Here is an 11,969-nt window from a genome sequence, read left to right on the forward strand (position 1 = left end):
TCCCATGCAATTGATCTGGTTGCGCAGTGACTTGCGCGTGAACGACAACACCGCACTCTCGGCCGCCGCTGCGGCTGGCCCCTGCGTGGCGGTGTATCTGCCGAGCCCGGAGCAATGGCTGGAACACGATGACGCGCCGTGCAAAGTCGACTTCTGGTTACGTAACCTGAAGACGCTGAGCCAGGCGTTGGGCGAACTGAACATTCCACTGCTGATCCGCAACGCCCCGCGCTGGGACGATGCACCCCAGGTGCTGCTGGACCTGTGCCGGCAGTTGAACGTCGACGCCGTGCACTTCAACGAAGAGTACGGCCTGCATGAAACCCGCCGCGATGCCGCGGTGGCCGATCGGCTCAAGGCCCAAGGCATCGACGCCCGCAGTTATCTGGATCAACTGCTGTTCAAGCCCGGCAGCGTACTGACCAAGACGGGCAGCTACTTCCAGGTCTTCAGCCAATTCCGCAAGGTGTGCTACGAACGCCTGCATCGATCATTGCCGCGCCTGGTGAGCGCGCCAATGGCCCAAGCGCCGCTGAACATCATCAGCGATCCGATCCCGGCACAGGTCCAGGGTTTCGATACACCCGGCGACAGCTTGCGCGCGTTGTGGCCGGCCGGTGAAGCCGAAGCCCGCCGCCGCCTCGACACCTTCGCCGACGTCCAGATCGACTACTACCAGAGCGAGCGTGACTTCCCGGCAAAACCCGGCACCAGCCAACTCTCGGCGTACCTCGCCGCCGGGGTGATTTCCCCTCGCCAGTGCCTGCACACGGCGCTGCAAAGCAATCAGGGCGAATTCGAAAGCGGCAAGGTCGGCGCTGTCACCTGGATCAATGAGCTGCTGTGGCGCGAGTTCTACAAACACATTCTGGTGGGCTACCCACGGGTCTCCCGTCACCGCGCCTTCCGCCCGGAAACCGAAGCCCTGGCCTGGCGCGACGCTCCAGAAGAACTGACGGCCTGGCAAGAAGCGCGTACCGGCGTACCCATCATCGACGCGGCCATGCGCCAATTGCTGGAAACCGGCTGGATGCACAACCGCTTGCGCATGGTGGTGGCGATGTTCCTGACCAAGAACCTGTTGATCGACTGGCGCGAGGGCGAACGCTTTTTCATGCGTCACCTGATCGATGGTGACCTGGCCGCCAACAACGGCGGCTGGCAATGGAGCTCATCGACCGGCACTGACTCGGCACCCTACTTCCGGATTTTCAACCCGCTGAGCCAGTCGGAAAAATTCGACGCCGAAGGCGTGTTCATCAAGCACTGGTTGCCGGAACTGGCCGGGCTGAACAAAAAGGAAGTGCACAACCCGGCGAAACTCGGCGGCTTGTTCGGCGTGGCGGATTATCCGCCCCCGATCGTCGATCTGAATGCTTCCCGTGCTCGCGCCCTGGCGGCGTTCAAGAACCTGCCGTCGCGCCAGAACGCCGGAGGTCGGGATGAGTAGCTTCCTGCGCCAGTTCGCCCAGCGGTTTGCGCAATTGGATAAAGACAATCTGCAACGCCTCGGCGAGTTGTACACCGACGACGTGCGCTTCACCGATCCGCTGCACGAAGTGCAGGGTCTCGGGCAACTGCGCGGCTACTTCACCGAGCTTTACGCCAACGTCAGCGAGCTGCGATTCGACTTTCATGGTTTCGACCAGATCACTGAAGGCGAAGGCTATTTGCGCTGGGTCATGAGTTATCGCCATCCGCGCCTGGCGGGTGGCCGGCTGATCCGGGTCGACGGTTGTTCGCACCTGCGCTGGCGCGACAAGGTCTATTGCCACCGGGATTACTTCGATGCCGGGGCACTGCTTTATGAACATCTACCGGTTTTGGGCCGGGCGATTGCCTGGCTGAAAAGGAGAATGGGATGAGCATTACACCTCCACGAAGATACTGGCTGACCGGCGCCAGCAGCGGTATTGGCGCCGCGTTGGCCGAAGAAATCCTCAAGACCGGCGCCCACCTGGCGGTCAGCTCACGCTCGGTGGCCCCGTTGAAAGTCTTGTCCCAACGTTATCCGGGACAAGTGCTGGTGGTGGCGGGAGACCTGACCAACAGCCAGACCGTGCGTGAAATCGGCGAACAGATTGCCGAGGACTGGGGCTCGCTGGATACAGTGATCCTCAACGCCGGCACCTGCGAGTACGTGGATGCCCGGCAGTTCGATGCCTCGATCATCGAACATGTGGTGCGCACCAACCTGCTTGCCAGCAGCTATTGCATCGAAGCCGCGCTGCCACTGTTGCGGGCAGGCACTGCGCCGCACCTGGTGGGCGTGGCCAGTTCCGTGACCTACCTGCCGCTGCCCAGGGCCGAAGCCTACGGCGCCTCAAAGGCCGGGATGCGTTATTTGTTCGAATCGCTGCGTATCGATCTGGCACCGGAAGGCATCGAAGTCACCGTGGTCAGCCCCGGATTCGTCGACACCCCCCTGACCGCAAAAAACGACTTCCCCATGCCTCTCAGTTGGCCGGCGGATAAAGCCGCGCGGCACATCTTCGCCAAACTCAAGGATCGACCGCTGGAAATCGCGTTTCCAGGGTTGTTCATGGCCGCCCTCTGGCCCTTGTCGAAGTTGCCCGGCCGGATGAAGCTGGCGATCGGCAAACGCATGGTTCGCAGCCATCCACCGATCAAGGACGAGCCGTGAACATTGCCATTATCGGCAGCGGTATCTCGGGGCTGACTTGTGCGTATCTACTCAATCGCAGCCATGAGATCACCCTGTTCGAGGCCAGCGACTGGATCGGCGGCCACACCCACACGGTGGACGTGACCGTCGATGGTCACCGCTATGCCGTGGACACCGGCTTCATCGTGTTCAATGACTGGACCTATCCGAATTTCATTCGTCTGCTGGGCCAGATCGGCGTGGGCTTCAAGCCCACCGAAATGAGCTTCTCGGTCACTGACCCCGACAGCGGCCTGGAATACAACGGCAACAACCTCAACAGCCTGTTCGCCCAGCGCCGCAACCTGCTGTCGCCGGGATTCTGGGGCATGCTGCGGGACATCCTGCGCTTCAACAAACAAGCCCTGCGTGACCTGGAAGAACAGCGGATCAAGCCCGATACCACGCTGGACGACTACTTGAAAGCCGGCGGCTACGGCGAGCGTTTCATCCTGCACTACATCGTGCCGATGGGCTCGGCGATCTGGTCGATGCCCATGGCTGACATGCTGGCCTTCCCGCTGCACTCGTTCGTCAGGTTTTTCAAGAATCACGGCTTGCTGTCCGTGAGCAATCGGCCGCAATGGCAGGTCATCGAAGGCGGTTCAAGCGCCTACATCGCGCCATTGACCGCCAGCTTCCGCGAGAAAATCCGCCTCAACTGCCCAGTGATGCGAGTCGAACGCGATGCAGAGGGTGTCGTTATCCACAGTCACGCCGGGAGCGAGCGCTTTGACAAGGTGGTGTTCGCCTGCCACAGCGATCAGGCCCTGCAACTGTTGGCAGCGCCCAGCGAAGCCGAACAATCGATCCTCGGCGCCCTGCCCTACGCCGACAATGAGGTGGTGTTGCACACCGACACGCGCCTGCTTCCACAGCGAAAACTCGCCTGGGCCAGCTGGAACTTTCGTCTCGGCGGCGCTGGCCATACACGTGCCGCCGTCACCTACGACATGAACATCCTGCAAGGCATCCAGAGCGACACGACGTTCTGCGTCAGCCTCAACCAGAGCGCCGCCATCAACCCGTTCAAAGTGCTCGCCAAATACACCTACGCCCACCCGCAATACAGCTTGGCGGCGGTGGCGGCCCAGGCGCGCCGGGGAGAACTGGACGGGCAACAGCACACCTGGTACTGCGGCGCGTACTGGGCCAACGGTTTCCATGAAGACGGCGTGGTCAGCGCCCTGCATGTGGCCCGCGCCTTTGGAGAACACCTGTGAACAGCGCCCTTTACAGCGGCTGGATCGCCCATCGACGCTTTACCCCTCGGCACCACGCCTTCCGCTATCGGATCGGCCTGCTGTACCTGGACCTCGATGAACAGGATGCGGTGCTCGGCCTGTCAGGATTGGCGGGGGTCAGCCGCTTTGCGCCGTTTTCATTTCGTGAACGCGATTACCTCAAGGCGTACACCGGCAACGGCATGCGCCTGATCGACGCCGTGCGCCAGCTGGTCAGCGAAGCCATCGGCCATGTGCCGCAAGGCTCGATCTGCCTGCTGACCCAACCGCGCAGTTGGGGCTTGTCGTTCAATCCGGTGAGTTTTTTCTATTGCCATGAAGCCGATGGGCAACTGGCGGCAATCGTCTGCGAAGTCAGCAACACGCCGTGGCGCGAGCGTTATCACTACGTGTTGCCTGCCAAGGCACCGCAGGACCTGTTGGATTTTCATCAACACTTTGCCGTGCCCAAGGCTTTTCACGTTTCGCCATTCCTGCCGCGCGATATCCAGTACCGCATGAGCTTCAGCCCGGTGGCCAAACGACTTGGCGTGCACTTGGCCGACTGGCAGGGCGAAGAGAAACTGTTCGACGCCACGCTCACGCTCGAACGCGAACCCCTCGATCGCGCCAGCCTGCACCGTTACTTGCGGCGCTTTCCATGGATGACCGCGAAAACTGCCCTGGCCATCTATTGGCAAGCCCTGCGCCTGTTGCTCAAGCGCGTACCGTTGTTTGCTCATCAGACGGCCGACGGCAACGTTCAAATCGCCACCACCCTGCCCAAGGATCGCCACCATGAAAGCCTCTAGCGTCTCGGCCAAAGCCAACTTGTTCAATACCCAGGGCCTGACCGGATCGCTGCTGCGTCGCGGCGTGCTTCGGCAATTGACGCAACTCAAACACGGACAGTTGGTGCTGATCGAAGATGGCGTACGCCATGTGTTCGGCAGTGCCAGCCATGAATTGCTGGGGGAGATCCATATCCTCGATGCCGCAGCCTGGGGACTGGTGGCGAGCAACGGTTCGATTGGCGCGGGCGAAGCGTTCATCCAGGGCTACTGGAGTTCGCCGGACCTGACCTCGGTGGTCAGGGTGTTCGTCAGCAACCTTGATGTGCTCGATGGCCTCGAAGGTGGCCTGGCGAAACTCGGTCGGCCACTGGTCCAGGCCCTGCACTGGCTCAATCGCAACACCCGCAAGGGCTCGCAGAAAAACATCGCCGCCCACTACGACCTGGGTAATGACCTGTTTGAGCAGTTTCTCGACCCAACCATGATGTATTCGGCGGCGCAGTTTTTGACCGATGAGGACAGCCTTGAACAGGCGCAGTTGAACAAACTGCAGCGGATTTGCCAGAAGCTTGCCCTCAAACCAACGGATCACTTGCTGGAGATCGGCACCGGCTGGGGCAGCATGGCGCTGTACGCGGCCCAACACTACGGCTGCAAAGTCACCACCACCACCTTGTCCAAAGAGCAATATGCCTTCACCGCACAACGCATCGATGCCCTCGGACTGCAAGATCAGGTCACGTTGCTGCTCAAGGACTACCGCGACCTCACTGGCCAATACGACAAACTGGTATCGATCGAGATGATCGAGGCTGTCGGCCATCGCTTCCTGCCGACCTACTTCAAGCAATGCGCTCAGCTGCTCAAGAGCAACGGTCTGATGCTCTTGCAAGCCATCACCATCCGCGAGCAGCGCTATGAACAGGCCAGGAACAGCGTCGATTTCATTCAACGCTACATCTTCCCCGGCGGCGCCTTGCCCTGTGTGCAGAAGATGCTGGAGATCGTGAGCCGCGACACCGACATGAACCTGCTGCACATGGAAGACTTCGGCCTGCATTACGCTCGAACCTTGCGTATGTGGCGCGAGAATTTTCGCCGCGCCCAGGGTCGCTTGAGTGAGCTGGGTTACGACGACTATTTCCTGCGACTGTGGGAGTTTTACCTGTGCTACTGCGAAGGCGGCTTTATGGAGCGCACCATCGGCACCGCGCAACTGCTGCTGGCCAAGCCTTCGGCAATCACGGCGCCGCTGTTGGGTCGCTTCGATGCTTGATGACCGGGCGTCCCGTCTGAGTGTTCACACAGCGGCGGGCGACTGACTTACACTGCGCGCCATGAAAACCATACCTCACACGCAAATCGCCGAACCGGCCGTCACGTGCTCGACCTGTGCAGCCTGCTGCTGCCAGCTCGAAGTCATGCTGATCACCGACACAGGCGTGCCCGAGCGGTTCATCGATACCGATGACTGGGGTGGGGAAGTCATGCTGCGCCTGGACGACGGCTGGTGCGCCGCGCTGGATCGCAACACGATGATGTGCACCATCTACGAAAAGCGCCCGCTGATCTGCCGGGAATTCGAGATGGGCGCGCCGGAATGCATCGATGAGCGCCAGGGCATTTCCACGGCGTATCGCTGAATGTGCGCTCTGTGGGGGCCAGCTGGCTCCCACAGAGGGGCACGACAAATTGTCCAGGCCGTGATCGTTACAACGGCATCGTATAGTGCAACGCGTAACTCTCTGTGCCGTCGTTCGGGTTGGTCATCCCTGCGTTGGAATAATGCGTGGCCCGAATACCGACTTCATGCCCGCCGGCAAAACGCAGACCAAAACCCAAGCGGTCCTCAAACTGGAAGGCGCTGCCCAGGTGATTGTCTTCGACCTGGGTGTTGGAGAACAACGCCACGCCTACCCCCAGTTCCACGTACGGTTTGACGCTCTGGCCGGCAAACTCGTAAACGAACACTGGCGAGAACGAAAGACTGTTGTTACTGGCACTCTTGTCGCCTTCCCAGTAGGTGTAGGCGCCACTCCAGTAACCGGTCAGGCGGCCGACATCGCTCTGCCACCAACTCTTGTCCCAATCGAACTGCATGCCCAATCGATAAGTCATGGTCGAGTCGCTGGTCTGGCCGATCCCGAATTCCACACCTGCCGCTTGTGCGGTAAAACTGTGCCCCATCAGTGCGGCCGCAATCGCGGCCAAGCAGAATAGTCGCTTCATTAGAAACTTCCTTTTCCGAACGATTACGTTTGGTTTTTTTGTTGCTCGACACTCACAGCTATAGAAGTCGGCGATTTATCAGAAGTTCACCCCAATTATTCGCTTGCCCCACAACCTTCTTACTCGTTGAAGCTTTGCACAACGCCAGCGGTATTCCACAGTATCGGCAAAATATTTGCGAAGTGTAGGGGATCGGCACTGGTCCAGAATTGCGCCGCGCGAGCAGGGCCTCGAGCGAGCAAATTGCGCTCGGCCAGCAGACGTTGAAGTTGGCGCGCAACAGCGGCGCCGGTGTCAATCAAGCTGATGTCATCGGGGATCATCTGCTTGAGCATCGGCTTGAGGAAAGGGTAATGGGTGCAGCCCAGGATGATGGTGTCAGCACCTTCGGCAAGCAGGGGCTCGACGTAACCGGCCAACAATTGACGCAGTGCGGGACTGTGCAGATCACCCTTTTCAATCAGCTCCACCAGCCCTGGACAAGGCTGGGTGATCACGCGCACATCCGTGGCGAAACGATCGAGCAATGCCGCGAACTTGGCACTCTGCAATGTACCGGTCGTGGCCAGCACGCCGACCACGCCACTGCGGGTCGCGGCAGCGGCCGGCTTGACCGCCGGCTCCATGCCGACGATAGGCCATTGCGGGTAATCGCGTCGCAGGTCGGCAACGCCCGCTACGGTGGCAGTGTTGCAGGCCAGCACCAGGGCCTTGGCGCCCTGCCGTTGAAAGAAACCGGCCATGACGCTACAACGCTGCCGGATGAATTCCGGGGTTTTCTCGCCGTAGGGAATATTGCCGCAATCGGCGACGTACAGCAGTGACTCGTTGGGCAACAAACGCTGGATCTCGGCCAGCACCGACAGCCCACCGACGCCGGAGTCGAACACGCCAATCGGCGCTTCACGCATGCTTTGGCCCACAAACGCTGCAACCCGGGTCGCGCTTGACTCGCAATTCACGAAAGCGTGAGCCCAAGGCATCGATCAACAACAGGCGCCCCACCAGCGGCTCGCCGAAACCCGCCAACAGCTTCAGCGCTTCAAGGGCTTGCAGGCTGCCGACCAGGCCCACCAGCGGACCGACCACCCCGGCCTCGCTGCAGGTCAGTTCGGCCTCGCTGCCGTGTCCGTATAAGCAGTGGTAGCACGGACTCTCCGGACGACGCGGGTCGAACACCGACAACTGCCCTTCAAGGCGAATCGCCGCGCCACTGACCAGCGGCTTTGCGGCGGCTACGCAAGCGGCATTGACCGCTTCACGGGTGGAGAAATTGTCCGAACAGTCGAGGACCAGGTCCACACCCGCCACCGCAGCCGCCAGGGAATCTTCATCCAGCGCCGTGCGGTGGGCGACCAGTTGAACCTCGGGATTGATGGCCGTCAGACGCTGGATCGCCGAATCGACCTTGCTCATGCCGACACTGTCGGTGTCATGAATGATCTGGCGCTGCAGGTTGGTCAGGTCGACTGTATCGAAGTCCGCCAGATGCAACTCGCCGACACCCGCCGCGGCCAGATACAACGCCACCGGCGCACCCAACCCACCGAGGCCGACAATCAGCACGCGGCTTTCTTTCAAGCGCAACTGGCCGTCGATATCGATGTGGTGCAACAGAATCTGCCGGCTGTAGCGCAGCAATTCCTGATCATTCAGCATGGCAGGCGCCCCAGACTGATGCGTTGATGACCGCCCAGATCGGTGCGGCTGTGGACCTCTTCAAAGCCACGGGTCAGCAGCAAATCACGCACCGCCTCGGCCTGGTCGTAACCGTGTTCAAGCATCAGCCAGCCACCGGCCTCCAGATGCTCCGGCGCCTGGGCGACGATCAAGCGCAGATCGTCGAGCCCGTCGACACCGGCCACCAGGGCACTGGCCGGCTCGAAGCGCACATCGCCTTCCACCAGATGCGGATCGGCTGCCGCGATGTAGGGCGGATTGCTGATGATCAACTGAAAACGCTGACCTTCCAGAGCGCTGAACCAATGACTGCTCAACACTGTGGCGTTGTTCAGGTTCAGACGCTGGCGATTGCGTTCGGCCAGAGCCACGGCCTCCGGCACGCGATCGACGGCGGTGACCTTCCACGCCGGACGCTCACTGGCCAGGGCCAGGGCAATGGCACCGCTGCCGGTGCCAAGGTCGAGAACTGTGCACGGTGTGGCCGGCAACAGTTCGAGCGCGGCTTCCACCAACAGCTCGGTGTCCGGACGCGGGATCAGCGTGTGCGGCGCCACTTCCAGGTCGAGCTTCCAGAAACCCTGCTGACCCAGAATGTAGGCCACCGGCTCACCGCTGCGGCGGCGCTGAAGGTATTCGGCGAACGTCAGCGCCGCTTCGCTCGGAACGATACGTTCCGGCCAGGTGTGCAGAAAACTGCGGGACTTGCCCAACGCTGCCGCCAGCAACAATTCGGCATCCAGACGCGCCGTGGGCGAGTCGGGCAGATCGGCGGCGCGCAACAAACTGGCGATGATCGTCATTTACTCACCTATCGCCGCCAGTTGATCGGCCTGATATTCGGCCAGCAACGGCTCGATCACCGCATCGACGCCGCCGGCGAGGATTTCGTCGAGGGAATACAGCGTCAGGTTGACCCGGTGGTCGGTGACCCGACCCTGGGCGAAGTTGTAGGTGCGAATGCGTTCGGAGCGATCACCCGAGCCCACCAGCAATTTACGTTCGCTGGCAATGGCATTGGCGGCGGCACTGGTCTGCTGATCGTTGAGCTTGGCCGACAGCCAGGACATCGCCCGCGCACGGTTCTTGTGCTGGGAACGTTCTTCCTGGCACTCGACCACGATGCCCGACGGCAAGTGGGTGATACGGATCGCCGAGTCGGTCTTGTTGACGTGCTGACCGCCGGCACCGGAGGAACGATAAGTGTCGATCCGCAGGTCCGCCGGGTTGATCTCGATCGCTTCCTGCTCATCCGGCTCGGGCAATACGGCCACTGTGCAGGCCGAGGTATGGATGCGCCCTTGGGATTCGGTGGCCGGAACCCGCTGCACGCGGTGCGCACCGGACTCGAATTTCAGCTTGCCGTAGACGTTGTCGCCTTCCACGCGAGCAATGACTTCTTTATAACCGCCGTGCTCACCCTCGTTCTCGGAGAGGATTTCCACCCGCCAGCCGCGACGCTCGGCGTAACGCGAATACATGCGGAACAGGTCGCCGGAGAAAATCGCCGCCTCGTCACCGCCCGTACCCGCGCGGATTTCCAGAAACACGTTACGCCCGTCATTCGGGTCCTTGGGCAGCAGCATGCGTTGCAGGCCGGCTTCCAGTTCGACCAGGCGCTCCTTGGCTTCGCGGACTTCTTCCACGGCCATCTCGCGCATGTCCGGGTCGCTGTCCTTGAGCAATGCCTGGGCGCCTTCCAGGTCGCCCTGCACTTTGAGCAACTGTTTATAGGTCTCGACGATCGGCTCGACTTCCGCGTATTCCTTGGAATAGGTGCGGAATTTGTTCTGATCGGAAATGACCTCGCCATCGCCAAGCAAGGCGGTCAATTCCTCGAAACGGTCCTGGAGGATGTCCAGCTTATTGAGCAGTGACGCTTTCATTGCGGTTTCTTATCCGAAAAGCTTTCCGATGAGCCCTCACCGAGGGCAAAGAGTTCCTGGGCCATCGCCAGCGCATCGAGGCGACCTTCGGCAGAGAGCTTTTTCAACTGCACGCTGGGTGCGTGCATCAATTTGTTGGTCAATCCACGGGCCAGTTGCAGCAGCACATCTTCGGCGCTGGCACCGTTGGCCAGCAGACGCTGGGCTTTTTGCAATTCTTCGTCGCGCAAGCGTTCGCTTTGTTGACGATAGGCCTTGAGCACGTCCACCGCCGCCAATTCACGCAGGCGGACCATGAAATCTTCGGCACCGACCGACACCATCTCTTCAGCCGCTTGCGCAGCGCCTTGCCGGCTCTTGAGGTTCTCGGCGACCACCTCATGGAGATCGTCGACGCTATACAGGTAAACGTCGTCCAACTCGCCGACTTCTGGCTCGATATCCCGAGGAACGGCGATATCCACCATGAAAATGGGTTTGTGCTTGCGCAGTTTCAGGGCGCTTTCCACGGCGCCCTTGCCCAGGATCGGCAATTGGCTGGCGGTGGAACTGATGACGATGTCGCTGCGCACCAGTTCCGCCGGGATGTCCGACAGCAACACCGCGTGGGCACCGAACTGCTCGGCCAGCAGGCTCGCCCGCTCCAGTGTGCGATTGGCGACCACGATTCGCTTTACGCCGAGGTCATGCAGATGGCGGGCGACCAGGGTGATGGTCTCGCCGGCGCCGATCAGCAAGGCCTGACTGCGTTGCAAGTCGCTGAAAATCTGTTTCGCCAGGCTGACTGCGGCGAACGCCACGGACACCGGGTTTTCACCGATGGCGGTGTCGGTGCGCACCTGCTTGGCGGCATTGAACGTGGCCTGGAACAGGCGTCCGAGCAGCGGGCCGATGGTGCCGGCCTCCCGAGCCACGGCGTAGGCCGATTTCATCTGGCCAAGAATCTGCGGTTCGCCCAACACCAGCGAATCGAGCCCGGAGGCCACCCGCATCATGTGACGAACTGCCGCATCATCTTCGTGCACATAGGCGCTCGCGCGCAGTTCCTCGAGGCTCAAATGATGGTATTCGGCCAGCCAGCGCAGGACGATATCCGCCGACAGGTGATCCTGTTCTATATAGAGCTCACTGCGATTGCAGGTGGAGAGGATCGCAGCTTCGCGGCTGTCGGTGAGTCGGCAGAGCTGCTGCAAGGCCTCCACCAGCTGCTCAGGGGTAAAGGCCACGCGCTCGCGGACGTCTACTGAAGCAGTCTTATGGTTAATACCGAGTGCAAGGAAGGCCATTCAAAGTCGCTGATGGTGACGTGAAGCCGGCAATTGTCCTACTTCGACGGAATCAGAACAACTATTCGATATCTATTGCCATGGCGGGCACATGCCCGTATTGCGAGATATTCTCGTTTACAGGCGTGCACATGCGAAAATGGCAGGCCGGTTATGTTTGACCCAAGGCTTGTGTCATGATGATCCGACCGCAGGTTAGTCGTCCT

At 60.8% G+C, this 11,969-nt stretch carries 13 protein-coding genes; 7 read left to right on the forward strand and 6 right to left on the reverse strand.

Annotation, left to right across the window (positions count from 1 at the left end; genetic code table 11):
* The first annotated feature begins 4 nt into the window (after window positions 1-4).
* The 7 genes from phrB to AC1Q6D_RS14135 all read left to right on the forward strand — a co-directional run bounded on the left by phrB (window position 5) and on the right by AC1Q6D_RS14135 (window position 6,325).
* Window positions 5-1,450: a deoxyribodipyrimidine photo-lyase gene (phrB, locus tag AC1Q6D_RS14105; protein WP_492618473.1), complete on the forward strand. Its 1,446-nt coding sequence runs from the start codon at window positions 5-7 to the stop codon at window positions 1,448-1,450.
* A complete protein-coding gene (locus AC1Q6D_RS14110) occupies window positions 1,443-1,865 on the forward strand; it encodes a nuclear transport factor 2 family protein (protein ID WP_103405123.1) in 423 nt (140 codons plus the stop codon). Before phrB ends, AC1Q6D_RS14110 begins: the two co-directional genes overlap by 8 nt.
* Window positions 1,862-2,644, forward strand: coding sequence for an SDR family NAD(P)-dependent oxidoreductase (locus AC1Q6D_RS14115; RefSeq protein WP_103405122.1), 783 nt, complete (start codon window positions 1,862-1,864; stop codon window positions 2,642-2,644). Before AC1Q6D_RS14110 ends, AC1Q6D_RS14115 begins: the two co-directional genes overlap by 4 nt.
* Window positions 2,641-3,888: an NAD(P)/FAD-dependent oxidoreductase gene (locus tag AC1Q6D_RS14120; protein WP_103405121.1), complete on the forward strand. Its 1,248-nt coding sequence runs from the start codon at window positions 2,641-2,643 to the stop codon at window positions 3,886-3,888. The genes AC1Q6D_RS14115 and AC1Q6D_RS14120 overlap by 4 nt, the downstream gene beginning before the upstream one ends.
* A complete protein-coding gene (locus AC1Q6D_RS14125) occupies window positions 3,885-4,700 on the forward strand; it encodes a DUF1365 domain-containing protein (protein ID WP_103405120.1) in 816 nt (271 codons plus the stop codon). The genes AC1Q6D_RS14120 and AC1Q6D_RS14125 overlap by 4 nt, the downstream gene beginning before the upstream one ends.
* Window positions 4,687-5,958, forward strand: coding sequence for an SAM-dependent methyltransferase (locus AC1Q6D_RS14130; protein WP_103405119.1), 1,272 nt, complete (start codon window positions 4,687-4,689; stop codon window positions 5,956-5,958). The genes AC1Q6D_RS14125 and AC1Q6D_RS14130 overlap by 14 nt, the downstream gene beginning before the upstream one ends.
* A 61-nt stretch (window positions 5,959-6,019) precedes the next feature.
* Window positions 6,020-6,325: a YkgJ family cysteine cluster protein gene (locus tag AC1Q6D_RS14135; protein WP_007981864.1), complete on the forward strand. Its 306-nt coding sequence runs from the start codon at window positions 6,020-6,022 to the stop codon at window positions 6,323-6,325.
* Between the two features lie 67 nt (window positions 6,326-6,392).
* On the opposite strand, the gene AC1Q6D_RS14140 is transcribed toward AC1Q6D_RS14135, so the two are convergent.
* From AC1Q6D_RS14140 to hemA, 6 genes are all read right to left on the reverse strand, one after another.
* Window positions 6,393-6,911 carry an acyloxyacyl hydrolase gene (locus AC1Q6D_RS14140; RefSeq protein WP_090465038.1) on the reverse strand — a complete coding sequence of 173 codons (519 nt, stop codon included), beginning with the start codon at window positions 6,909-6,911 and terminating at the stop codon, window positions 6,393-6,395.
* A 119-nt stretch (window positions 6,912-7,030) separates the two neighbouring features.
* Window positions 7,031-7,822 (reverse strand): glutamate racemase, encoded by a 792-nt coding sequence (murI, locus tag AC1Q6D_RS14145; protein ID WP_090465041.1) that lies wholly within the window; start codon window positions 7,820-7,822, stop codon window positions 7,031-7,033.
* A complete protein-coding gene (locus tag AC1Q6D_RS14150; RefSeq protein ID WP_047533163.1) occupies window positions 7,815-8,570 on the reverse strand; it encodes a molybdopterin-synthase adenylyltransferase MoeB in 756 nt (251 codons plus the stop codon). The genes murI and AC1Q6D_RS14150 overlap by 8 nt, the downstream gene beginning before the upstream one ends.
* Entirely contained in the window at window positions 8,564-9,394 is an 831-nt protein-coding gene (gene prmC / locus AC1Q6D_RS14155; RefSeq protein ID WP_103405118.1) for a peptide chain release factor N(5)-glutamine methyltransferase, read from the reverse strand. Before prmC ends, AC1Q6D_RS14150 begins: the two co-directional genes overlap by 7 nt.
* A complete protein-coding gene (gene prfA / locus AC1Q6D_RS14160) occupies window positions 9,395-10,477 on the reverse strand; it encodes a peptide chain release factor 1 (RefSeq protein ID WP_103405117.1) in 1,083 nt (360 codons plus the stop codon).
* A complete protein-coding gene (gene hemA, locus AC1Q6D_RS14165; protein ID WP_090465049.1) occupies window positions 10,474-11,763 on the reverse strand; it encodes a glutamyl-tRNA reductase in 1,290 nt (429 codons plus the stop codon). Before hemA ends, prfA begins: the two co-directional genes overlap by 4 nt.
* Window positions 11,764-11,969: the final 206 nt, after the last annotated feature.

This window comes from Pseudomonas sp. MT92 (assembly GCF_058792515.1).

Bases quoted from the DNA above. Each gene is read 5' to 3' on its own strand.
- hemA (WP_090465049.1), bottom strand. From the start codon at position 11,763: ATGGCCTTCCTTGCACTCGGTATTAACCATAAGACTGCTTCAGTAGAC.
- AC1Q6D_RS14150 (WP_047533163.1), bottom strand. From the start codon at position 8,570: ATGCTGAATGATCAGGAATTGCTGCGCTACAGCCGGCAGATTCTGTTG.
- AC1Q6D_RS14110 (WP_103405123.1), top strand. From the start codon at position 1,443: ATGAGTAGCTTCCTGCGCCAGTTCGCCCAGCGGTTTGCGCAATTGGAT.
- AC1Q6D_RS14135 (WP_007981864.1), top strand. From the start codon at position 6,020: ATGAAAACCATACCTCACACGCAAATCGCCGAACCGGCCGTCACGTGC.
- AC1Q6D_RS14130 (WP_103405119.1), top strand. From the start codon at position 4,687: ATGAAAGCCTCTAGCGTCTCGGCCAAAGCCAACTTGTTCAATACCCAG.
- AC1Q6D_RS14140 (WP_090465038.1), bottom strand. From the start codon at position 6,911: ATGAAGCGACTATTCTGCTTGGCCGCGATTGCGGCCGCACTGATGGGG.
- phrB (WP_492618473.1), top strand. From the start codon at position 5: ATGCAATTGATCTGGTTGCGCAGTGACTTGCGCGTGAACGACAACACC.
- prmC (WP_103405118.1), bottom strand. From the start codon at position 9,394: ATGACGATCATCGCCAGTTTGTTGCGCGCCGCCGATCTGCCCGACTCG.
- AC1Q6D_RS14115 (WP_103405122.1), top strand. From the start codon at position 1,862: ATGAGCATTACACCTCCACGAAGATACTGGCTGACCGGCGCCAGCAGC.
- murI (WP_090465041.1), bottom strand. From the start codon at position 7,822: ATGCGTGAAGCGCCGATTGGCGTGTTCGACTCCGGCGTCGGTGGGCTG.
- prfA (WP_103405117.1), bottom strand. From the start codon at position 10,477: ATGAAAGCGTCACTGCTCAATAAGCTGGACATCCTCCAGGACCGTTTC.